Source organism: Actinomycetota bacterium (genome assembly GCA_030776625.1).
Lineage (GTDB): Bacteria > Actinomycetota > CADDZG01 > CADDZG01 > WHSQ01 > MB1-2.
This window is the reverse complement of sequence record JALYHL010000008.1, coordinates 1-21,522: the sequence shown is the minus strand read 5'-3', so window position 1 is coordinate 21,522 and position 21,522 is coordinate 1. Positions and strand designations below refer to the sequence as shown.

The following is a 21,522-nucleotide window of genomic DNA, read 5'->3' as shown; positions in this document are numbered from 1 at the left end:
AATGGCATCGCGGCGGACGACACTACTAAGCGGAGGTGTCGCCCTCGCCCTGCTCACGTCGTGCGCGCCCACGGCCGCCACCCCGCAAGGCCGCGAGATCAACGAGCTCTACGACATCTTCTTCTGGATAGCAGCGGCAGTCTTCGTCGTCACGGCGGGATTGATCGGCTGGAGCATCGTGCGCTACCGCGCGAAGCCGGGGGCCGAAGAGCTGCCCAAGCAACTCCAGCACAACCTCAAGCTCGAGATCACCTGGTTCGCGATCCCGCAGGCGATAGTGGTCGTGCTGTTCGCATTGTCGGCATTCACACTGGCCGACATCAACGAGCAGGTTCCGGAACCCGTTGCGGTGGTCGAGGTAGTCGGCTACCAGTGGGGGTGGCGGTTCACGTACGAGGGAACGAACGTGGAGGTGGTCGGGACGCCGCAGGAGCCGGCGGAGGTGGTCATGCCGACCGGCAACGTGGCCCTGCGTCTTACTTCGGCCGACGTGGTGCACGCTTTCTACATACCGAAGTTCCTGATGAAGAGAGACGCGATCCCGGGCCGGGTGACCCGGATGGACCTCGCACTGGAAGAGGGCACCTACGACGGAGCGTGCGCCGAGTTCTGCGGGCTGCTGCATCACCGGATGCCTTTTACGATCGAGGTCGTGACACCGGAGGAGTTCGAATCGTGGCTGAGCGACGCGAGCTCTGACATCTGATGGCTACGCTCGACCCCGCGCTGGCGCGGCCGACGGACCCTCCAACCGGCATCGTCGGTTGGCTGACGACCGTCGACCACAAGCGGATCGGGATCCTCTACCTGGTGACCGCGGTCGTCTTCTTCATCGCATCGGGGGTCCTCGCGCTTCTGATGCGCGCGGAGCTGGCACAACCCGGGCTGCAGATCATGGACGAGTCGACCTACAACCAGGCGTTCACCATCCACGGCACGGGAATGATGCTTCTCTTCGCGACGCCGCTCGTGGCGGGGTTCGCGAACTACTTCGTCCCTCTCCAGGTCGGGGCGCCCGACGTCGCATTCCCCCGGTTGAACGCGCTGACGTACTGGCTGTACGCGTTGGGGGGCCTCGTCGTCTTCTCCGGCTTCCTCACCGCGAGTGGCGCTGCGTCCTTCGGGTGGACCGGCTACGCGCCGCTGTCCGACTCGACCTACACTCCCGGCGCCGGCGTGGACCTCTGGATAATCGGCCTGATACTCGTCGGGACCTCGAGCATCCTGGGCGCCGTCAACCTCATGGCCACGATCTTCGGGATGCGCGCGCCGGGCATGACGATGTTCAGGCTCCCCATCTTCATCTGGAACATGATCGTGACGCTCGCGCTGATCATGTTCAGTTTCCCGGTGCTGACCGCGGCGCTCGCGGCTCTCTTCATCGACCGCAACTTCGGCGGCGGGTTCTTCGATCCGGCGCAAGGCGGCAACCCGATCCTGTGGCAGCACCTGTTCTGGTTCTTCGGGCACCCAGAGGTCTACGTCGTGATCTTGCCCTTCTTCGGGGTCGTGACGGAGATCATCCCGGTCTTCAGCCGGAAGCCGCTGTTCGGCTACCGCGGCTTCGTGTTCGCCACGCTGCTGATCGGTGCTTACAGCTTCACTGTGTGGGCGCACCACATGTTCACCACCGGCTCCGTGGACAACCCCTTCTTCAGCGCGATGACGATGCTCATCGCGGTCCCGACCGGCGTGAAGTTCTTCAGCTGGATCGCGACGATGTGGAGAGGACAGCTGAGGTTCCCGACGCCGATGCTGTTCACCATGGGATTCCTGTTCATGTTCTTGATCGGGGGGATCACCGGGATCTTCGTCGCATCGCCACCGATCGACTACGCCGTCCACGACACGTACTACGTCGTCGCGCACATGCACTACGTGCTGTTCGGAGGCACCGTCTTCGCGATGTTCGCCGCCCTCTATTACTGGATCCCGAAGATGAGCGGGCGCCTGATGGGCGAGAGGCTCGGGAAGCTCCACTTCTGGTTGATGTTGATCGGGTTCAACATCACGTTCTTCCCGATGCATCAGCTCGGCCTGGACGGTATGCAACGGCGGATCCCCGACTACGCCGCGGCCAGTGGGTTCGACACGATGAACCTGCTGTCGACGATCGGGTCCGCGATCCTGGCGCTGTCGATCCTGGTGTTCATCGCGAACTTCCTGGTCTCGATGAAGAGCGGCGATCCCGCAGGAGACGATCCCTGGCAGGGGAACACGCTGGAGTGGGCGACTAGCTCTCCCCCTCCGCACCACAACTTCAAGCGGCTTCCTCCGATCACCTCGGAGCGGCCCGTGTTCGACGCACGGCACGGGACCAACGATGGCTGAGGAGCTCCGGTTCTTCCTGCGGTCCGCCCTCTTCACGATCCTGATCGGAACGATCTACTGGTTCATCAGCTACGAAGAGGCGGGGTCGCTGCTGCTCGCGGGTGTTGTCGTGAGCTCGCTGTTCTTCTTCGGGATCGTCGCGGTGAGCGTACGCGCAACCCGTCGCGGCGGAAAGAACGTTCGGGCTCTGTTTGGCTTTGCCGACAGCCCGCACGACCGGCCACTGATGTTGGACGAGGACGTCTTCCCGACCGCTAGTGCGTGGCCCGTCGTCGCGTCCGTGGGGCTGGTACTGATCGGGCTCGGCCTGATCTACGGCGGTTGGCTCTGGATACCGGGAGCGGGTGTCGCGTTCGCCAGTGGATGGGGCTGGCTCAGCGAAACCGACTGAGGTTTCTCAGTCGAAGCCGCCTTCGGGGTTCCGCCTCACACGTACCTTTTCGCCGAGCGCCAGATGGGCCGAGGTCTGCAACTGAAGGCTCATGCGGTGCGCGATCAGGCCACCCAGCGCCGGCACGAGGAACACCGCTATGCGCAGCACGTTCGTCACGGCTTCCACCTGGACGTTGAACATGATCGCCATCACGTCATTACCGGCAGCGATCGTGAGTATCAAGAAGAACAGCAACGCGGCGGTGCCGATGCCGGTTCTGAAGGGCACGTCGCGGGGGCGGTTCAACAGGTGGTGCTCGTCGTGGTCGCCGGTGATGCGCGCCTCGATGAACGGCCACAGCGTCATGAGGCCGAACGCGATGCCGGGCACGACGACACCCGGTATGAACGGCGACGGGATCAATATGCCGAACAGGGTCAGGTCGAACGGCGGGAACAGACGCAGTGCCCCCTCCAGCCATCCGATGTACCAGTCGGGTTGAGCGGGGGCACTGACCACGGTTGGATCGAAAGGTCCGTAATCCCACACCGGGTTGATCTGGATCAGGCCGCCCATGAACGCGAGCACCGCGCCGGTCAGCAGCAAGAGACCCACCGACTTGAATGCCTGGCCCGGCCAAAAGGGCTTTCCCACGACGTTCTTCTCCGTCGCCTTGCCGCCGGCGAACTGCGCATGCTTCTGGCGCGCCAGGATCGCGAGGTGCACGCCGATCATCGCGATGATGATCCCCGGCAACAGCATGACGTGGAGCACGAAGAGCCTCGAGATGACTCCCTCCGCAGGGAACTCGCCGCCGAACGCGAGGAACGCGAGGTACGGCCCGACGAACGGGACGGAGATGAGAACGCTGTACGCGATGCGAAGACCCGTTCCCGAGAGAAGGTCGTCCGGCAGTGAATAACCGGTGAAGCCCATCGCCAGAGCCAGGATCAGCAGGACAACGCCGACGATCCAGTTCAGCTCGCGCGGCTTGCGGAAGGCGCCGGTGAAGAAGATCCGCATGGCGTGAACGATCACCGCCGCGACGAACACGAGCGCCGCCCAGTGATGGATCTGACGCATCACGAGGCCCGCCCGCACCTCGAAGCTGATGCGCATCACGGATTCGTAGGCCGCAGAGACTTCCTGTCCCTGCAGCGGTGCATATGGGCCTTCGTAGGTCACGGGAACCGAATCCGGGCGGTAGAACAGCGTGAGGAAGGTCCCCGTCGCTACCAGGATGACGAAGCAGAAGAGCGCGATCTCTCCCAGCAGGAACGACCAGTGGTCGGGGAACACCTTGCGCAGGCCCTTGCGGGCGAGCGCCGCCACGCCAAGCCGCTCGTCGAGCCACCGCAATACCTTCACGAGGCCCGGTCCTCGCCCTCGTCCTGTTGCAGGTTCCAGAACCCCGGTCCGACGGGCTCCGAGAAATCGCCGGTCGCGATCAGATAACCCTCCTCGTCGATGTCGATCGGGAGCTGAGGCAGCGGCCGGTCTGCGGGCCCGAAGTTCGGCACCGCGCCGATGAGGACGTCGAAGGTCGACTGGTGACACGGGCACAGGAGCTCGTGGCTCTCGGCCCGGTAGAGACCGACGGGGCAGCCGGCGTGGGTGCAGATCTTGGAGTAGCCGAGAACGCCCTCTGGCGCCCACTCCTGGCGCCCCTCGGGTAAACGAAGAGCCGCGGGGTCCACCTTGAGGAGAACGGTCTGCGCGTCGGCGGCCCCGACCCCTCCTTCCGGAAAAACGGTTTGCACCGTGCCCGGAAGGACCTCCTCTGCGCGCACCGGGTTGCCGTCAACGTCGACCAGTCGCTTCCCGGCCACCCACTGGGTTCTGAACAGGCTCTGGCCGGGACGAGGTCCTAGCGACAGCGCGGGGATGGCGAGCGCGGCCGCCAGCGTTCCCGAAGCCCCGATGAGCATCCGGACGAGCATGGAGCGCCGTGTGAGATCGGGGTCGTCCAGGACCTCGGCGGCGTCTTCCCGGGCCGCCGGAGACCCCAAGGGGCCGCGTTCCTCCGTCACGACGTCCTCGTGGAGGAGCCTCGTCGCCCACACCACGATCCCGGCGCCGAGTCCCCCGAGCGCGAGGCCGAGCAACACACCCTCCACCTGCGCGTCGCCCCCGGCGACGTAGACGGCTACGAGCCCGAGCGACGACAGGACGCTGAGGCCGAAGGCGATCGCCACGAGCCGCTCGGCCTTCATTGGGCGTCCTGGCGCGAAGCCCGCGCCTTGCTCCCGATGAGGTAGCAGAGGAGTCCTAGAGACAGCATCCCGAGGGCCCACCCCACGAACCCTTCGGGAACCGGACCGATACCGCCGATGTCTGCGCCTCCCGGAGCATCTCGCTCCTGCAGGTAAGCGATGTAGCGGGCGATCGCGTTCAGCTCGTGCTGGTCGAAGTCGAAGACGGGCATCTCGCCGGGTCCCGTGATGACGGCCTCCGCCACGTCGAGAGCGGCGGCCTGGTACAGACCCGGCGCGAGCGCGCCCACGCCCGCCGCGCCACCGTTGGCCGTCGCGCCGTGGCAGGCCGCGCAGTTGTCCACGAATAGCTGCTGGCCTGCGGCTACGTCTCCTGCCGCGGGGTCGACGAACGGGATATCGGGGCCGGACCCGAGGCTTCCCACGTACTCCACGAGAGCACCGATCTCCTCGGGTGAGAACGCCGGCGGTTTGCGCCTCGTCTGCTCGTTCACGTCGGCGAGCGGCATCCGTCCCGTACGCAGCTGGAAGTCCACCGCGGCTTCGCCGGAGCCTCGGATATCGGGGCCGTACTCCGAGCCGGAGCCGTCGACCGCGTGGCACGACGCGCAGGACTCGACGTAAAGCTGCTCGCCATCGGCTTCCTGAGCAAGAGCGGGCACCGAGCCGAGACACAAGACGGCCGCAACGGCAACAACACGCAGAGCAGCCACCACAGACGGACCCTACCCGCCCCCCTCGTTGTTGGGGGCTGTGGGCGCGCGTTAGGGGACTATCTTGCGCAGGCCGCGGTGGGCGAAGAGCCCCAGCACCACTGCCATTCCGGCCAGCGACACCAGGCCGGGCCACGTGCTCTCCCACCTCACGTCTCCGAGGAAGCCCTGGCGCGCCAGCTCGAGGACGTTCGTGATGGGGTTGAAGCGAGCCACGGCGTAGACCCAACCTGTCAACAGGTGCAGGGGCATCTGCGCGGTCGACAAGAAGAAGCCGAGGAACAGGGCCATCTGCATGAGCGGAGCGGCCTGTTGGCTCCGGGTGCGCAGCGCGAGCCCCACTGCCCACTGCCCCGCGATCAGCGCCATCCCGAGGCCGGCGACCGCGAGCGGCACGAGCGTCATAAACCCTCCCTTGAAGTGCGCGCCCGCGAGGAACCCCACGAGCGGCAATAGCACCAACGGGAAGAGCGCCCGGAGAACCGAGGCCACGAGTGGGCCGGCGAGCAACGCACCGCGCGGGGCGGGACTCATCACGAAACGATCGAAGAAGCCGTTCTCGAGGTCGCGCGCGACGGCCATCCCGGTCGTGACGCCCGCGAACGCGCAGCCCTGCAGCGTCGACATCGGAAGGATCCAGTCGATCATCTTCTCGGCCGGGAAACCGGGGACGGCGACAAGCCCGGAGAAGGCTCCGGCGAACGCGACCAGCAGGAAGACCGGCATCACCAGAGAGGGAACGAAGGTCGACGGGAACCGCGGGATCAACATCAAGCTACGTTGCGTGATCCCCCAGGTGACGTTCAGCGCTGACATGTCTGCCTCCTACGCCTTGTCCGCGAGCCGGACTCGCAGAGCACGGGCCGAGACCAGGATGCCGAGCACAAAGATGCCGCTCGCTATCGTGAGAGCCGTCGCGAACTCCGCTACGTCCCAGCCGCGGATCACGAGCGAACGCGCGCCCTCGATCATGTGGGACAACGGGTTGATGTCGGCCACGCTCTTGAACCACCCATCCATCAGCGAGCGGGGGAAGAACGCGCTCGACAGGAACAACGAGACGAAGATGAGCGGGAAGCTCCCCTGCACCACCTCGGTCGAGCCGCTCTTCAGTCCGATGGCAACCGAGATCGCACCGACGCCGGCGCCGGCGACGGCAGAGATGAGCGCGACCCCAAGCATGCCGGCGAAACCGCCCTCGACCTCCAGTCCGAAGGGTGTCGCGATCCCGAAGAACAAGAACGCCTGAACGAACGCGAGCAAGAAAGAGCCCGCCACGCGGCCAACGAGGATCGACATCCTCGAGACCGGAGTCGCGATCAGTCGATCGAAGAAGCCGCCCTCGATGTCCGTTGCCATGTCGGCGCCCGCCGCGATCGCCGCGAACAGCCCTCCTTGGATGATCGTGGTAGCGATCATGAATTGAAGGAAGGAATCCACCGTAGGGAAGCCCGGCAGCCGGATCGATTCCGCCAGAGCCGCAGAGTTCAACGCGAGGAAGATGAGCGGGAACGTGAGCGACGGGATGATCGCGATCGGCTGCCGAACCGTGTTCACGATCGAGCGTCGGCTGAAAGCCGCATAATGCGCCGCCGTTGCGCTCAAGCCGAGACCTCGGCCTGCTCTGCCACCGCCGCGGCTGTGTCGGCGCCCTCCAGACGACGCCCCGTCACCTGGTGGAACACGTCATCCAGCGTCGGGTTGTGGAGCTCCAGCCCGCTCACCTTGATCCCCGCCTCGTCCAGCGCCCGCACCACCGCGGGGACCTGCTCGGCCCCACCGGGCAGCCGCGTCGCGACGCTGCGCTCGGGAGCGGGCACGGCCTCACCGAACCTCAGCAGAACGGTCTCCGCGGCAAGCCCGTCGGCGGCCGAATCCAGCGCGACCTGCAACGTCGGATCGCCCACCTTCGCCTTCAGCTGCGCGGGAGTGCCCTCTGCCACGATCAACCCGTTGTCGATGATCGCGATACGCCCGGCGAGCTGATCTGCCTCCTCCATGTACTGCGTGGTCAGGAAGACGGTGGTTCCCTCGCGGTTCAAGGTGCGGACCTCGTCCCAGATCGCCTGCCGGCTGTTCGGGTCGAGCCCGGTCGTCGGCTCGTCCAGGAAAAGGACCTTGGGCTCGTGGATCAAAGACAGCGCGAGATCCAGGCGGCGGCGCATCCCGCCCGAGTAAGTGCCGACGCGGCGGTCGGCCGCGGCGGTGAGGCCGACGCGCTCCAGGAGCTGGTCACCCTTGCTCTTCGCGTCGGCCTTCGGGATCCCATGGAGCGTTGCCTGCAGGTTGATGAGCTCGCGTCCGGTCATCAACGGATCGATCGCTGCATCCTGGAGGGCAACGCCGATCGCCCGGCGGACGCGGTCGGCCTCCTTCACGACGTCGTGCCCGGCTACAGAAGCCGTCCCGTCGCTCGGCAGGAGGAGCGTGGTGAGCATCCTTACGGTGGTGGACTTACCGGCGCCGTTGGGGCCGAGGAAGCCGAAGATCTCTCCCTGTGCGATCCGTAGATCGATCCCGAAGACGGCGTCGATCTTCCCAAAACGACGCTTGAGACCGTGTGCCTGGATGGGGTGCTGGATGGTGCCGGCGCGCATTCTCCTCTTCCTAAGCTCCGGAGGGCTCGTGTGAGCCGAGGTATTCGCAGGTCGCCATGGTGGGCCGCGCCGACCATGGTTACGTCGTTAGTTGCGTCGTCAACCTTTGTATCGCACGGGTCTCGGGAGTGTCAACCGGGTACAAATCACCACATAGCGTCACCGAGCGGTGGCGGAGCGTTTCGACGCGTCCCCTCTGGGAAGGATGGCTGTAAGAGCTCGACCCGCCGCTGAAAGGGGGGGACGCAGATGGGACTCGTATGGACCGTGCTGGCCGTGATCGGCCTGATCGTCGTCCTGCAGATGATCTTCTAGATCTGCACGCTTTAAGGAGAACTCGGCCCCCGGAACACCCGGGGGCCGAACCTTTTTCCGCCCGGTATCGATCCCGCTCCTCCTCCAGTTCCCCCCCGATGCAGCGTTCGCGCGCGCTGCGACGTCTCTGTGGTCACCAGGGGTTACGCACCTCTAAGGTGTGGCCCTTCCAGTGAGGCAAGGAGTGGAACGTGGCGAAGACGTTCGCGGGGATCGTCGTCTGCTTCACCTTGCTCGCCCAGCTCCTTGTCGGTGCGTCGGGCGTGTCGAAGGCGCGCCCACCGGTGCCGCCCGCAGACGAGGAGCGCCCGAACATCCTCTTGTTCGTGACGGATGACCAGCGTGCGCAGGGGACGATGGCCGTCCTGCCCGCCGTGCGCAGGTGGTTCGGCGAGCAAGGCACCGAGTTCACCAACACGTATGCCACCACTCCGCTCTGCTGCCCCTCCCGCGCGTCCATCCTGACGGGGCGCTACCCGCACAATCACGGGGTTCGTCAGAACGGCCTCGATGCCGTCAAGCATCTGAACTTCGCCGGCACTCTTCCCGCGTACCTGCAGCGCGCCGGTTACCGCACCGCGATGTTCGGCAAGTACTTCAACAAGTGGCCGCGCGATCGCGCGCCACGACACTTCGATCGCTGGGCGATCAGCTCACACGCATATGAGAACGCCCGATTCGGCATCGGCGGCCGCGAGAAGGTCGTCCCTGGTTACGCCACGCACTTCATCTCGGACAGGGCGACGAACTTCGTCGAAGACGCGTCACGAGAGCGCGAGCCGTGGTTCCTCTACGTCGCGCCGCTCGCACCTCATGCACCGTTCACCCCGGAGCGCGCGTACAAGGACGCGCCGCTACCGGAACGGATACCTGATCCTTCAGAGGGCGAGGAGGACCTCAGCGACAAACCGCCTTGGGTCGCGAACCACCGCCTCGTCCCTCTCAAGAGGACCGAGTGGCGCTACCGGGGGCAGATGCGCACGTTGATGTCGGTGAACGACATGGTCGACCGGGTCATGACGAAGCTGGACGCCGTCGGCGAGGCGGAGAACACCCTCGCCATATTCATGTCCGACAACGGCTTTCTCTGGGGGGAGCATGGCCTTGGTAACAAGAGGCAGCCGTACCTCCCGTCTATCGAGGTGCCTCTTTTCGTGCGGTGGCCGCAACATTTCGCTGCCGGCGCGACGGACACGCGCCTCGCCGCCAACGTAGACATCACGCCGACGGTTCTCGAGGCCGCGGGAGTCTCGCGGAAGAAGCCGCTGGATGGGCTCTCTCTGCTGGCGGACGAGCAGAGACGCATGCTTTTCCTCGAGTACGAGAGCGACTTCGGGAGGCCGGGCCGGCTTCCGAGCTGGGCCGCCGTTCTCACGCATACCGAGCAGTACATCGAGTACTACTCGGAGTCGGGCGTCGAGGTGTTCCGCGAGTACTACGACCTGCTACGGGACCCTGCCCAACTCGTGAACCTGCTAGCTGACGCGGATGGGCTGAACGATCCACCCGCTCCCCTCCTGGATCTGTTCGAGCGGGCGGTGGAACGCGGGAAGCGTTGCCGCGGCCGATCCTGCACGATGTCGGGCGCACCCCTCTCACAGTGAGTCCGCCCGCAGGTCAAGGTGAAGTGCGGAACACCTCCGTGCACATGAGGCCATACGGGCCGTCGTAGATCCCGATCCCCACCTCGTCGAACTCCGAGCGCAAGATGTTGGCGCGGTGGTCCGGCGACGCGAGCAGACCTTCGTGCGCCTCCACAACGGATGGCGCGATCGCGAGGTTCTCTCCTGCGGCGGCGTAGCGGATGTTCGCCTTCCGCATGCGCTCGAAGGGGTCGCGGCCGGCAGCGTCGACGTGTGAGAAATAGCCCTCCTCGTACATATCCCGGGAGTGACCGCGCGCGACATCGGCGCACGCTTCACACCACCGAAGCGGCTCGAGGCCCTGAGCAACGCGTTCGTCGTTCATCAGCTCCAGCAACCGTCGTTCTGCGGCATGGTCCACGGCTAATCCTTCCGTAGCGGCCGTGAACCGGACGCTGTCCGTCGGAACGCTCTCGCGGAATCTGGTCTGCTGCCGAACCCACAACGTGAGAGCCCGAAGATCGTCGGAGCGCGCGATGAGGCCGTCGTAGAAGCTGGTGAAGGGAGACGAAGGCTCCGCGAGAACGCCCCCGCTCGCGGAGGTGATGACGGCCTCGGTGAATCCCGGCAGGTCGCGGTTCCCCGCGGAGACCGCGAGCATCCCGTAGAGGAACAACGACGCGATCGTGATTGCCCGGAAGGTCGCGATCACGACGCCGCCGCTCCCGTCGAGCCAGCGCGGGCCGGAGATCTGGATTCCTCTCGTCTTGCGGATCGCGATCACGACCACGACCAGTTCGACCACCGCGATCGTCGCGAGGAGGGCGATCAGCCGCGCGACGTTGAGCTGAAGCGCCGACACGCGCTCGAGCAGCGCTGCCAGCGGGCCAACCAACAGCGGCGCCACGAGGATGCCCGCAGCAAGACCGAGCAGCCCCGCCATCTCGCGCAGCGAGCCGTGCCGCCAGCCCCGATACAGCGCGAACAACAGGATGGTCGCGACCAGCGCATCTACGACCAGCCCGCGTTGCATCGAGCGTTTACTCGGGTGGAGAACCGATGTGCGGCGGCTGAAGCACCGCATTCAGCGAGCCGGAGCGAAAGCCGGCGAGGTCAAGGGTCACATAGCGGAACCCCAGCGCCCGGAGAGCGGGGAAGATCTCGTCCTGCAGCGCGGCAGCGCGAGGAACGTCTTCCACCGGCACCTCGATCCGAGCAAGGTCGCCGTGATCGCGCACGCGCAAGACGTCGAACCCGTGCGAGCGGACGATCTCCTCGGCTCGCTCGACGCGTCGCAGACCTTCGGCGGTAACGCGGACGCCGTAGGCGAAACGGGAAGCGAGACAGGGGGAGGAAGGCTTGTCGGCGGTGGGAAGACCCAGCGAGCCGGACAACTCGCGCACGTCCGCTTTGGACAGCTCCGCCTCGACCAGCGGTGCTCGTACACCGCGTTCGCGGGCAGCTCGCAGCCCCGGCCGGTAGTCGCCAAGGTCGTCGGTGTTGGTCCCCACCGCGATCTCAGCGTGCAGCGTGCGTGCCTTAGGTGCGAGGACCTCGAACAACTCGACTTTGCAGTGATAGCAGCGGTCCGAGTCGTTGCGCGCGTACTCCTCCTGCGACACCTCGCGGGTCCGGACGGTCTCGTGGTTCCACCCGAAGCGACGGGCGATCGAACGCGCCTCGTCCAACTCGCGGCGGGCAAGAGACGGTGACACTGCGGTTACGGCCCAGGCACGGTCGCCCAGCGCCTCGTGCGCGGAAGCCATCAGGAACGTGGAGTCGACGCCGCCCGAGTAGCCGATCAGCACCCTCTCCATGGTCTCCAGGACCCGATGGAGACGGTCGCGCTTGTCGATGAGGGAGGTATCCACCACGTCATCTTCTCAGGCAGCAGGTGGTGGTACAGCCTGGACGAATATCCTCCTCAGCCATGGACATGATCGAGCTCGCCCAGAGAGGCGACCGCCTCAACGAGTTCCTCAGCGACCCATCGCTGACGATGGCGTGCGTGATGCTGATCGTCGTGTCGATCATGTGGGTGGTGGTGTCACGCCTGATCGTGCGCAACCTGCGGAGGGCAGCTCTCCGCGGCGTGCGGAACGCGAGGGTCGACTCGATGCGCCCCGCCCGAGACATCTGGACGATGCCGCCGTGAGGAGCCGGACCAGGATCTAAGGCGTCGTAGTGGACGTCGGGCTCGGCGTGAGCGTCGGTGTAGCGCTCGTCGTCGGCAACGGCGAAGCGCGGCCCGGTATCGGCTCCGCCACGCCCATCCGATCGGGCACCTGGTCGATGCAGACGCGCGGGCAGTTCTTGCTGCTGAACAGCGTCTCTATCTGCCAGGTGTAGTCGAGCCGGTCCTTTCCGATCCGCATCGTCCGAAGCGGGATCCGGACCTTGATGCTGGACGCCGTCGGGTGCCACGCCGTCAGCGTTGCGACGTTGTAGTCGCGCCTCCTCTGCGGATCACGAAACAGGTTCGCCCTCATCCGGTACCCGTTCGACCACACCAGCGCGTAGTAGTCGTAGCGCGCGGTCCCGAAGGTGTCGAGCCGGACGAGGAAGTAGCCCCTGTCGAACACGCGCCCGACGGTCCAGTCGGTGAAGGTGATGACGTGCCAGGTCGGCCGCTCGGACCCCGATAGATCCACCCGCCGCACGTCGAGGAGGCCGCGGGTGTCGTTGCCGTCGGGAACGTCCAGGTGGCTCGCCGTCGCCAGCAGTGGGATCGCGACGGCCACAGCGCTGGCTGCGGCAGCCAGCCACAGGGATCTCTTCTGCATGGACGGCGAATCCTACGGGTCGTACCGGCCACCGCGGTCCGGCCGCATCGAGCCGACGCCGAAGGCTCGGATGCCGGTGCGGGCCCGGGAAGTTAGCCTCTTTGTCATGCCAAACGCGCAGCAACATCTCGCCGAGCTACTGCGGCGGATCGAGGGGAAGGACGCGCTGATCGGCGTGGTCGGGCTCGGCTACGTCGGCTTGCCCGTCGCGCTCACGTTCGCAGAGGCCGGTTTCCGCGTGGCCGGGATCGAGCTGCGTGAAGAGAAGGTCGAGACGATCAACAGCGGTGGTTCCCACCTCAGGGAGATCCCAAACGAGCGGGTGCAAACCGCCGTCTCGTCCGGTCGCTTCTCCGCGACCACGTCGTTCGGCCCCCTCAGCGACGCCGACGCCGTGATCGTGTGCGTCCCAACGCCTCTCGCGAAGGGGGCGCCGGACCTGTCGAACGTCGTGTTCGCAGGGGAGTCGCTCGGTCAGGTGATCAAGCCCGGGAGCCTCTTCGTGCTGGAGAGCACCACGTATCCCGGGACGACGGAGGAGCTGCTGCAACCGCTGCTCGAGGCCGGAGGTCTGAAGGCCGGCGAGGACTTCTTCCTAGCCTTCTCGCCCGAGAGGATCGATCCCGGTAACCCGGTCTACGACTTCGCCGACATCCCGAAGGTGGTCGGCGGGATGAACGAGGCTTCCACGCGAGCCGCGGCCGCTCTGTACGAGCAGGTCGTTCCGAAGGTCGTGACGGTGTCCGGCACCCGCGAGGCGGAGATGGCGAAGCTGATCGAGAACATCTACCGCCACATAAACATCGCGCTGGTGAACGAGCTCGCGCTGTACTCACACGAGATGGGGATCGACATCTGGGAGGCCATCGAGGCCGCTTCGACGAAGCCGTTCGGGTTCATGCCGTTCTGGCCGAGCCCCGGCTGGGGCGGTCACTGCATCCCGCTCGACCCCTCCTACCTCTCGTGGAAGGTGCGCCAGTACCGCGACCACGAGATCCGATTCGTCGAGTTGGCTCAGTCGATCAACTCCGAGATGCCGCGCTACGTGCTGGATCGCGTGGGGCAGCTCCTGAACGACAAAGACAAGTCGATCAGGGGCGCGAACGTCCTCTGCATCGGGGTCGCGTACAAGGGAGGTTCCGAGGACGTGCGTGAGTCGGCGGGGCTGCGCGTGATCTCGCTGCTGCAGAAACGAGGTGCGAGAGTCACCTACCACGACCCTCTCGTGCCGGAGGTGGAGGTTGGGGGAACCGCGCTCCAGTCCGTTCCGCTCGACGCAGAGATGTTGGCGGCTCAGGACGTCGTCGTGATCCTCATCCCACAGACCGGCGTGGACTGGCAGCTGGTGGAGGAGCAGGCGTCCACCATCTTCGACTGCTGCCGGGCGATCCGGCACCCCTCTGACAAGGTGAGCCGGCTCTAGGCTTCCTGCGCGACCGCGCTGCGGTACCAGTCCACGAAGCGCTGCACGCCTTCCTCCACCGACACCTCCGGGTCGTAGTCGAGCAACCGGCGCGCCCGGGAAACGTCCGCATGGGTGGACTTGATGTCTCCCTGCGGGATCGGGGCATCCTCGAAATGCGCGCTCTTGCCCACCGCTTTCTCGATCATCGCCACGAAGTCGCTGAGGCTCACGGGCTCCCCGCGTCCGAGGTTCACCACCTGGTATCCCGACGGCCGCAGCGCGGCCGCGACGACTCCCGACACGATGTCGGAGATGAAGGTCCAGTCGCGTGACATGTCCCCACCGTTGTTGAGCGGCACCGTCGTGCCGTTGTAGATGCTGTCGAGGACCTTGAACGCCATCATGTCGGGCCGTCCTCTCGGCCCGTACACGGTGAAGAAGCGCACGGCCGTGAAGTTCACGTCGTAGAGGTTGTGGTAGCTGTAGCCCATCAGTTCGGCCGCGCGTTTGGAGGCCGAGTACGGAACCATGGGGCGGTCGCACGGATCCGATTCGACGAACGGGATCTGTTCCGTCGCGCCGTATACGGACGAGGTGCTGGCGAACACGAAGTTCTTCGGTCCCCCCGACGTGACGAGGTTCTCCAAGAGGTTCCGGGTGCCGTCGAGGTTCACCGACCAGTACACGTCGGGATGGTCAATCGAGTTGCGCACCCCGGCCATCGCCGCCAGATGCACGACCGAATCGAACGTGCGGTCCGAGAAGAGGGCTGCGATCTCTCCTCGGTCGCGGATGTCTGTGCGATGGAAGTCGAAGGTCCCGGCGTGATCCGCGGCGTCGATCTCTTCGAGGTTCGCCTCCTTGCGCGCGACGTCGTAATAAGGGTCGAGGTTGTCTACCCCGACCACCGCGTGACCCTCTGCCAGCAACGCGTCCGCGACATGACTGCCGATGAAGCCCGCCGCACCCGTCAGCAGGAAGTTCAAAGCCAGGCCGTCCGGGCCCAGTCGATCGTCCGCTGGAGCCCGTCTTCCAGCGACACCTGTGGTTGCCACCCCAGCACCCGTCGGGCGAGCCCGATGTCGGGACACCTCACCTCGGGATCGTCCACAGGCCGTTCCATGTAGGTCACGTCCGCGCCGCTCCCGGCCAGCTTCGCGATCGTCTCGGCGAGCTTCAGGATCGTCACCTCGTGCGGGTTCCCGATGTTCATCGGACCGGTGTGATCGGAGTTGATGAAGCGCCAGAAGCCCTCGATCTCGTCGTCCACGTAGCAGAGCGATCGGGTCTGCGAGCCATCTCCGTGCACCGTTAGCTGCTCGCCCTTGAGGGCCTGGTCGATGAAGTTCGGCACCGCCCTGCCGTCACGACGCCGCATGCGTGATCCATAGGTGTTGAAGATACGAACGATGCGCACGTCGACACCGTGCTCGCGGTGGTACGCCATCGTCATCGCCTCGGCGAACCGCTTGCCCTCGTCGTACACGCCGCGCGGACCGACCGGGTTCACGTTTCCCCAGTAGGACTCGGGTTGCGGATGCACCAGCGGGTCTCCGTAAGCCTCGGACGTGGAGGTGAGGAAGAACTTCGCACCCTTGGCCTTCGCGAGGCCCAGCGCGTTCATGGTGCCGATCGAGTTGACCTTCATCGTGTGGATCGGGTGCTCGAAGTAATCCGGTGGCGACGCGGGCGACGCGAGGTGCATGACCCAGTCGACGGCGCCATCGACGTCGAGGTGCTCGATCACGTTCCGGTTCTCGAAGCTGAAGCTCAGGTGATCGGTCAGATGGGCGAGGTTGTCTTCCGCGCCCGTGATGAGGTTGTCGAAACACACGACCTCCCAGCCCTCTTTGATGAGGCGGTCGCAGAGATGGGAGCCGAGGAAGCCCGCGCCGCCGGTGACGAGCGCTCTAGGCAACGGGGGGGCGTCCGGTCGGGTAGTAGGTGAAGCCCAACTGCGCCATCTGCGCCGGCTCGAACACGTTCCGGCCGTCGACGATCACCGGATACGCCATGGCGTCTTTCACCCTGGCCAGGTCGATCGACCTGATCTCGTTCCATTCGGTGCACACAACCGCGCAATGCGCGCCCTCGAGAGCGTCGAAAACATCTGAGGCGACCTCGAGGTCAGGCACCTCGGCCTTGGCGGGGCCACCCGCTTCGGGATCCCAGCCCACCACGCGCGCACCCTCCGCCAGAAGACGCCGAGCGACCGCGAGAGCGGGCGCGAACCGGACGTCGTCGGTCTCCGGCTTGAACGCGAGGCCCAGCAGCGTCACCTTCTTGTCTTCGAGGTTCCAGAGCGCATCGGTCACCTTGTGAACAGCGGCGTCGACGGCTTGCTCGTTGATCCGCTCGACCTCCTTAAGGAGGGCGAAGTCGTACCCGAGCTTGTGCGCCAGACGCTCGAACGCCTGTAGGTCCTTGGGAAAGCAGTAGCCGCCGTATCCGAGACCCGCATTCAGGAAAGCGGGGCTGATGCGCGAGTCGGTCCCCATCACCTGCGCGATCGCCACCACGTCTGCTCCCGCCTTCTCGCACATCACCGCGAGCGCGTTCGCGTACGAGATCTTGAGGGCCAGGAACGCGTTGCACGCGTGCTTGGCGAGCTCCGCGGTCTGGATATCGGTCTCGATGAGGGGGATGCCCCGCGAGGTCAGGGGCTCGTACACCCGGCGCAGGACCTCGAAGGCCCAATCTGTTTCGGCACCGACCAGGATCCGCTCGGGGTTCAGGGAGTCCTCCACCGCCTTGCCCTCCCGCAGGAACTCCGGGTTCGAGGCGACCTCGATCTGGCCCTCTAGATCCGGGCGCTCGCGCGCCAGCGTGCGTTTCACCCGCACGGAAGTACCCGCGGGAACCGTGGACTTCTCGATGATCACCATCCGCCGGGTCGCGGCCCGAGCCGCCGAAGCGGCCGCCTTCTCGACCGCGACCAGGCTGGCCTCGCCGCTCGCTCGCGGCGGCGTTCCGACGCAGATGAACACGGCCTCTGCTCCGGGGGCGGCGCGTGAGATGTCAGAGGTGAACGACAGCCGGCCCGAATCCAGCTCCTGCTCGAGGAGGTCTTGCAGACCCGGCTCGTAGAAAGGGGAGCGCCGCTGCTCGAGAGAGGCGATCTTCTCGGGATCGGAGTCGACACCCACGACCTCGTGGCCGATGGCAGCCATCGTCGTGCAGATCACCAGCCCGATATGTCCGGTCCCGACAACCGCCAGCTTCATGAATCGTCGTCCTCCGGGGGGCCGAGTAGATCGTCGACTCGGACCACGAGGCCGGGCAGGGACATGGCCTCGATGGTTTCGCCCCGTCCCACGATCCGAGCGAGGCCGTAGCCCTCACTAAGGCGGTAGATGTGGACCAGGTCCACGTCTAGGTCCACGTACCAATACTCGGGAACACCGAAACGCTCGTAGAGCTCGCGTTTGCGGACCAGCTCGAGCTTGCGGGTCGATGGTGAAGAGATTTCGACCACGAGGTCGGGGGCGGAACGTACAAAGCGATCCCCTAGGCGGTCGAGGTGATCGCCGCGCACGAACAGCACGTCGGGCTCGACGACGTTCGTGTCCGTGAAGAAGACATCTGTGGGAGCCGGGAATACCTCTCCCCCCCGTTCCCGGCTGTAAGCGCCCAGCAGATACGTCAACGTTGCGACCACCCGCTGGTGTCTTATCCGGGGCGCGGCCGTCACGAACAGCTCGCCGTCGATGATCTCCCGCCGGAGGTTGTCCTCCGGGAAGGCCTGCAGGTCTGTGTAGGTAAAGAGCCGCCGCGGCTCGACCGCCATGTCTCACCTCCTGGTGTCATGGCGCCGGATGCTAGGCAGAGGGTACGACAAGCCTCAGGCTGGCCCGACTCTGCTGACGCGGCGAAGATGCGTTCCCGCGACCGCGCTTATCGACAGAGGCTTCTAAATGGGCGTCGGGGGACGGCGGCGTGCCCGACTCTGACCCTGATGACCGATAACCTGGGCCCCCAGATAAAGGAGCTCGATTGGACGGTTGGTGGGCGGTCTCGTACGTCACGCTGTGGATCTTGGTCCTGGTGCTGTGCCTCGTCGTCGTGGCCCTAGCTCGACAGATCGGCACGCTCCATATGCGCCTGGGACCACGAGGCGCGCTGGAGATGGACGACGAAGGACCTGCGCTCGGAGCACCGGCGATCAGCATCCCAACGCACGACATGACGGGGAGGCCTGTGGTCGTCGGCGCCGCCGATCAACTTCTGATGTTCGTGTCACCCGGGTGCTACGTGTGCGAGCAGGTCCTTCCCGCGGTCCCGGCCGTTGCTCACGCGGGGAAACTGACGCCATACGTCATCACGGATGTGGACGAGGAAGAGACGCGCCTGACCTTCAAGAACAAGCAACTGTCGGCTCCGGTCGTTCCCGGTATTGCGGTCGCGCAGGCGTACGAGGTGCCGGGGACGCCGTACGTGGTGGTGCTGGATAACTCCGGGACGGTCGCGGCGAAGGGAACGGTGAACAACCTCGAGCAGATCGAAGGCCTGATCGACACCGCGCACCGGCGCGCAACTGAAGGTCTGCATCCGGGGGTCCAGGCGAGTTGACCGAGGAGACCTTCACCGAACGCGCGTCGCGCGCCCTCGCCCAGCGGACGGGACGGCGCTCCTTCCTGGCGAAGGTGGGGTCCGGCTTCGTGGCGGTCGTGGGCGGTTCATTGGTTGGTGTTGCTTTGAGGCCCGAGAGGGCCGAGGCGTATCACATCTGTGGTCACACCTACACGACCGGCTCGTGCCCTCACCCGTACTCGCCGCACTCGCGCGTCGACAAGTACGGCTATCCGCTGCACCCGAAGCACGGCTACCCAGTCGACGACAAGGGCGACATCTACACGTCGCGCACGCAGCGCCGCCGCAAGATGTGCGAAGAGGTCGTGAAGAAGAGATACGACTTCGTGCGAGATCCGGCGCAGGGCGGCGGTTGGTCGCGCTGCTGTAATGGTCGCATCCGAACGATCTACGACTGCTGCGCCTACACGAACACGCGGATCAACGGAGACGCCGCCGTCACCGGCTACTGCTACAAGGGCAAGAAGGTCTTCTGCATCGGCTACCGGGACACCAACATCCGCTGCTAGCTCAACACCTACGGCGACACAACATCCGACGGTGTTCTGGAACTAGATCTTCAGCGCTTCACCCAGATCGATAGAGCCCTGTTAACCGTCACGTTCTTCGCGAGGTCCGTGGCTCTCAGCACGACGACGTAGCGTCCACTTCGCACCCGCTCGCCGTGACGGTTGCGGCCGCTCCAGACCAGAACCGCAGAACCCTCTTCCAAGAACCGATGCACCTTGAAGGCCCTAACGATGCGGCCACGCTTCTTGATCTTCACCCTCACGCGAGCGGCTTCCGCGACGCTGTAGCGGATCGCCGTGACATCCTGTTCCTTCAGGTGGAACGGGTTCGGATCGGCTTCGATCCCACTGAAGACGACGGCGGTGCGATCGACCTCGATGTACCCGGACACAGGCGCCATATCGTTACCTGCGACGTCTTGCCCCTCGATGCGCCATACGTACTCACCGTCCGGCACCACCCGTCCGGATGATGACCTCCCATCCCACTCCACATCGATCTCGTGGCCGACGCCAGTCCTGGTGAAGATCGGTCCGGAGTCGCTAGACGCACTCGCTCCCGCTGGAGTGATCGTGAAGCGCCACGTCGTGGTCTCGTCGAACGAACCATCCACGTGCACCGCGTCCAACCGCCCATCTCCGTTCGGAGAGATGATTGTGGTGTCGGCCGCGGCTTGGGCCGACGGAGGAGTCGTGTCTCCCGCGGGAGGGGGAGTCTCTCCGGGCGGCGGGGGAGTCTCTCCGGGCGGCGGGGGAGTCTCTCCGGGCGGCGGGGGAGTCTCTCCCGGTGGAGGGTTCGTGCTCCCTCCCGGCTGACCGTCGTCCACCGCATTCACCGTGACGGTGACGGTCCCGGTGTCACTGCCGCCGTTGCCGTCGGAGACGGTGTAGTCGAAAGAGTCGGTGCCCGAGAAGTTAGGGGCCGGGGTGTAGGTGCAGTCACCGCTCTCGCTGTCGCAGAGCACCGAGCCCGCGCCGGAGCCGGTGTAGGAGGAGATGTCGAGGTCGTCTCGGTCGATATCGCTGTCGTTGGCCAGCACGTTCACTGCAACCGAGGTGTCCTCGTCGGTCGAGGCAGCATCGTCGGAGACGACCGGAGCATCGTTGACCGCGGCGACGCTGATCGTCACCGTGGCGGTGTCGCTGTAGTCGTCATCGGAGATCGTGTAGGTGTAGCTGTCGCTGCCGTTGAAGTTCGTGACCGGGGTGTAGGTGCAGGTACCGCCCGCGGAGTCACACGTAACCCAGCCGTACGCCCCCTGCGTGAAGGCCGTAATGACCAGGTCGTCATCGTCTTCATCGGTGTCGGTGGCCACAACCACTGTCACCACCGCGTTGTCCTCCGACGTGGAGTCGGTGTCATCGACTGCATCGGGCCCGTCGTTGACCCGGTCGACAGTCATTGTCACCGTGCCTGTGTCCGATCCGCCGTTGCCGTCGGAGACCGTGTAGCCGAAGGAGTCGGTGCCCGAGAAGTTCGTGGGCGGGGTGTAGCTGCAGGAATCATTCGAGCACGAGAAGGTGCCGCCTTGATCGGTGGCGCCGGATCCCGAAGCAGTGAGGTTGTCGACCTCGTCGACATCGGTGTCGTTGTCGGTGACGTCGATCGACGTCGAAGTGTCCTCGTCGGTGGAGGCGGAGTCGTCGGCTGCGGTAGGCGCATCGTTGCCCGCGCTGACGGTGATCGAGTACGTGGCGACGTTGGAGCTCGCGGTGCCGTCGTTAGCCTTGAAGGTGAAGCTGTCGGGGCCGTTGTAGTTGGCGTCGGGCGTGTAGGTGAAGGTGCCGTCGCTGTTGAAAGTCAGCGAGCCGTGGCTGGGGTTGGAGGCTTTGCTGTAGGTGAGCGAGTCGGCTTCCTGATCGGAGCAGACGACCGAATCAGACAGTTGGAAGCCTTCCGGCGTCGTGCCGGACTCGTTCGAGCAGGTCGGGCCGTCATTGACCGGGTTGACGGTCACACTGACGGTGCCGGTGTCGGTCTCGGTGCCGTCGGAGACGGTGTAGTCGAAGGAGTCGCTGCCCGAGAAGTTGGCGGGAGGCGTGTAGGTGCAAGAGGTGCCCGAGCACGAGAAGGTGCCTCCCTCGGGAGTGGCGCCCGAGCCGGAAGCCG

22 protein-coding genes are annotated in these 21,522 nt (G+C 65.5%); 8 read left to right on the top strand and 14 right to left on the bottom strand.

Annotation, left to right across the window (positions count from 1 at the left end; all coding sequences use genetic code 11):
* Position 1: 1 nt before the first annotated feature.
* Genes coxB through M3N53_12425 form a run of 3 tightly spaced genes read left to right on the top strand, consistent with a single transcriptional unit; the run spans position 2 to position 2,722 of the window.
* The gene (gene coxB, locus M3N53_12435; protein ID MDP9069135.1) at positions 2 to 706 is read left to right on the top strand and encodes a cytochrome c oxidase subunit II; all 705 of its coding nucleotides are present in this window, start codon (positions 2 to 4) and stop codon (positions 704 to 706) included.
* Complete coding sequence (ctaD, locus tag M3N53_12430) at positions 706 to 2,331, top strand: cytochrome c oxidase subunit I (protein MDP9069134.1); 1,626 nt, start codon at positions 706 to 708, stop codon at positions 2,329 to 2,331. The genes coxB and ctaD overlap by 1 nt, the downstream gene beginning before the upstream one ends.
* Positions 2,324 to 2,722: a cytochrome c oxidase subunit 4 gene (locus M3N53_12425; GenBank protein ID MDP9069133.1), complete on the top strand. Its 399-nt coding sequence runs from the start codon at positions 2,324 to 2,326 to the stop codon at positions 2,720 to 2,722. Before ctaD ends, M3N53_12425 begins: the two co-directional genes overlap by 8 nt.
* A 6-nt stretch (positions 2,723 to 2,728) precedes the next feature.
* Here the strand turns inward: M3N53_12425 and M3N53_12420 are convergent, their stop codons facing one another.
* From M3N53_12420 to M3N53_12395, 6 genes are read right to left on the bottom strand one after another with little or no spacing between them, the layout of a single operon-like run.
* Positions 2,729 to 4,072 carry a cytochrome bc complex cytochrome b subunit gene (locus M3N53_12420; protein MDP9069132.1) on the bottom strand — a complete coding sequence of 448 codons (1,344 nt, stop codon included), beginning with the start codon at positions 4,070 to 4,072 and terminating at the stop codon, positions 2,729 to 2,731.
* The gene (locus tag M3N53_12415; GenBank protein ID MDP9069131.1) at positions 4,069 to 4,917 is read right to left on the bottom strand and encodes a Rieske (2Fe-2S) protein; all 849 of its coding nucleotides are present in this window, start codon (positions 4,915 to 4,917) and stop codon (positions 4,069 to 4,071) included. The genes M3N53_12420 and M3N53_12415 overlap by 4 nt, the downstream gene beginning before the upstream one ends.
* The gene (locus M3N53_12410) at positions 4,914 to 5,630 is read right to left on the bottom strand and encodes a c-type cytochrome (GenBank protein MDP9069130.1); all 717 of its coding nucleotides are present in this window, start codon (positions 5,628 to 5,630) and stop codon (positions 4,914 to 4,916) included. The genes M3N53_12415 and M3N53_12410 overlap by 4 nt, the downstream gene beginning before the upstream one ends.
* Before the next feature lie 51 nt (positions 5,631 to 5,681).
* Entirely contained in the window at positions 5,682 to 6,446 is a 765-nt protein-coding gene (locus M3N53_12405) for an ABC transporter permease (GenBank protein ID MDP9069129.1), read from the bottom strand.
* 9 nt (positions 6,447 to 6,455) lie between these two features.
* Positions 6,456 to 7,187 carry an ABC transporter permease gene (locus M3N53_12400; GenBank protein MDP9069128.1) on the bottom strand — a complete coding sequence of 244 codons (732 nt, stop codon included), beginning with the start codon at positions 7,185 to 7,187 and terminating at the stop codon, positions 6,456 to 6,458.
* A gap of 44 nt (positions 7,188 to 7,231) precedes the next feature.
* Entirely contained in the window at positions 7,232 to 8,227 is a 996-nt protein-coding gene (locus M3N53_12395; protein MDP9069127.1) for an ATP-binding cassette domain-containing protein, read from the bottom strand.
* 506 nt (positions 8,228 to 8,733) lie between these two features.
* On the opposite strand from M3N53_12395, the gene M3N53_12390 reads away from it, so the two are divergent.
* Positions 8,734 to 10,146, top strand: coding sequence for a sulfatase (locus M3N53_12390; GenBank protein ID MDP9069126.1), 1,413 nt, complete (start codon positions 8,734 to 8,736; stop codon positions 10,144 to 10,146).
* Positions 10,147 to 10,159: 13 nt separating this feature from the next.
* On the opposite strand, the gene M3N53_12385 is transcribed toward M3N53_12390, so the two are convergent.
* Together M3N53_12385 and larE are read right to left on the bottom strand one after the other, a co-directional pair.
* Positions 10,160 to 11,158, bottom strand: a complete 999-nt coding sequence (locus M3N53_12385) for a CvpA family protein (protein ID MDP9069125.1) — start codon at positions 11,156 to 11,158, stop codon at positions 10,160 to 10,162.
* A gap of 7 nt (positions 11,159 to 11,165) precedes the next feature.
* Complete coding sequence (gene larE, locus M3N53_12380; protein ID MDP9069124.1) at positions 11,166 to 11,996, bottom strand: ATP-dependent sacrificial sulfur transferase LarE; 831 nt, start codon at positions 11,994 to 11,996, stop codon at positions 11,166 to 11,168.
* A gap of 59 nt (positions 11,997 to 12,055) precedes the next feature.
* Between larE and M3N53_12375 the strand changes: the two genes are divergently transcribed.
* A complete protein-coding gene (locus M3N53_12375; GenBank protein MDP9069123.1) occupies positions 12,056 to 12,280 on the top strand; it encodes a hypothetical protein in 225 nt (74 codons plus the stop codon).
* Between the two features lie 16 nt (positions 12,281 to 12,296).
* Here the strand turns inward: M3N53_12375 and M3N53_12370 are convergent, their stop codons facing one another.
* Positions 12,297 to 12,908, bottom strand: coding sequence for a hypothetical protein (locus tag M3N53_12370; protein ID MDP9069122.1), 612 nt, complete (start codon positions 12,906 to 12,908; stop codon positions 12,297 to 12,299).
* A 106-nt stretch (positions 12,909 to 13,014) separates the two neighbouring features.
* Between M3N53_12370 and M3N53_12365 the strand changes: the two genes are divergently transcribed.
* Complete coding sequence (locus M3N53_12365; protein ID MDP9069121.1) at positions 13,015 to 14,331, top strand: nucleotide sugar dehydrogenase; 1,317 nt, start codon at positions 13,015 to 13,017, stop codon at positions 14,329 to 14,331.
* Here M3N53_12365 and M3N53_12360 read toward each other — a convergent pair.
* From M3N53_12360 to M3N53_12345, 4 genes are read right to left on the bottom strand one after another with little or no spacing between them, the layout of a single operon-like run.
* Positions 14,328 to 15,368 (bottom strand): GDP-mannose 4,6-dehydratase, encoded by a 1,041-nt coding sequence (locus M3N53_12360; protein ID MDP9069120.1) that lies wholly within the window; start codon positions 15,366 to 15,368, stop codon positions 14,328 to 14,330. The genes M3N53_12365 and M3N53_12360 overlap by 4 nt on opposite strands.
* Entirely contained in the window at positions 15,296 to 16,231 is a 936-nt protein-coding gene (locus M3N53_12355; protein MDP9069119.1) for an SDR family oxidoreductase, read from the bottom strand. Before M3N53_12355 ends, M3N53_12360 begins: the two co-directional genes overlap by 73 nt.
* Complete coding sequence (locus M3N53_12350) at positions 16,224 to 17,537, bottom strand: UDP-glucose/GDP-mannose dehydrogenase family protein (protein MDP9069118.1); 1,314 nt, start codon at positions 17,535 to 17,537, stop codon at positions 16,224 to 16,226. The genes M3N53_12355 and M3N53_12350 overlap by 8 nt, the downstream gene beginning before the upstream one ends.
* Positions 17,534 to 18,100: a Uma2 family endonuclease gene (locus tag M3N53_12345; GenBank protein ID MDP9069117.1), complete on the bottom strand. Its 567-nt coding sequence runs from the start codon at positions 18,098 to 18,100 to the stop codon at positions 17,534 to 17,536. Before M3N53_12345 ends, M3N53_12350 begins: the two co-directional genes overlap by 4 nt.
* A 206-nt stretch (positions 18,101 to 18,306) precedes the next feature.
* Here M3N53_12345 and M3N53_12340 point away from each other — a divergent pair, with 206 nt between their 5' ends.
* On the top strand, positions 18,307 to 18,882 hold the full coding sequence (locus tag M3N53_12340) for a hypothetical protein (GenBank protein MDP9069116.1): 576 nt from the start codon (positions 18,307 to 18,309) through the stop codon (positions 18,880 to 18,882).
* The gene (locus M3N53_12335; GenBank protein MDP9069115.1) at positions 18,879 to 19,412 is read left to right on the top strand and encodes a hypothetical protein; all 534 of its coding nucleotides are present in this window, start codon (positions 18,879 to 18,881) and stop codon (positions 19,410 to 19,412) included. Before M3N53_12340 ends, M3N53_12335 begins: the two co-directional genes overlap by 4 nt.
* Before the next feature lie 50 nt (positions 19,413 to 19,462).
* Here the strand turns inward: M3N53_12335 and M3N53_12330 are convergent.
* On the bottom strand, positions 19,463 to 21,522 hold a 2,060-nt coding region (locus M3N53_12330; GenBank protein MDP9069114.1), incomplete at its 5' end, for a cadherin-like domain-containing protein.

Coding starts and splice junctions, on each gene's coding strand:
- M3N53_12395 (MDP9069127.1), bottom strand. CDS start 8,227: ATGCGCGCCGGCACCATCCAGCACCCCATCCAGGCACACGGTCTCAAG.
- M3N53_12365 (MDP9069121.1), top strand. CDS start 13,015: ATGCCAAACGCGCAGCAACATCTCGCCGAGCTACTGCGGCGGATCGAG.
- M3N53_12425 (MDP9069133.1), top strand. CDS start 2,324: ATGGCTGAGGAGCTCCGGTTCTTCCTGCGGTCCGCCCTCTTCACGATC.
- M3N53_12405 (MDP9069129.1), bottom strand. CDS start 6,446: ATGTCAGCGCTGAACGTCACCTGGGGGATCACGCAACGTAGCTTGATG.
- M3N53_12415 (MDP9069131.1), bottom strand. CDS start 4,917: ATGAAGGCCGAGCGGCTCGTGGCGATCGCCTTCGGCCTCAGCGTCCTG.
- ctaD (MDP9069134.1), top strand. CDS start 706: ATGGCTACGCTCGACCCCGCGCTGGCGCGGCCGACGGACCCTCCAACC.
- coxB (MDP9069135.1), top strand. CDS start 2: ATGGCATCGCGGCGGACGACACTACTAAGCGGAGGTGTCGCCCTCGCC.
- M3N53_12385 (MDP9069125.1), bottom strand. CDS start 11,158: ATGCAACGCGGGCTGGTCGTAGATGCGCTGGTCGCGACCATCCTGTTG.
- M3N53_12350 (MDP9069118.1), bottom strand. CDS start 17,537: ATGAAGCTGGCGGTTGTCGGGACCGGACATATCGGGCTGGTGATCTGC.
- M3N53_12375 (MDP9069123.1), top strand. CDS start 12,056: ATGGACATGATCGAGCTCGCCCAGAGAGGCGACCGCCTCAACGAGTTC.
- M3N53_12370 (MDP9069122.1), bottom strand. CDS start 12,908: ATGCAGAAGAGATCCCTGTGGCTGGCTGCCGCAGCCAGCGCTGTGGCC.
- M3N53_12345 (MDP9069117.1), bottom strand. CDS start 18,100: ATGGCGGTCGAGCCGCGGCGGCTCTTTACCTACACAGACCTGCAGGCC.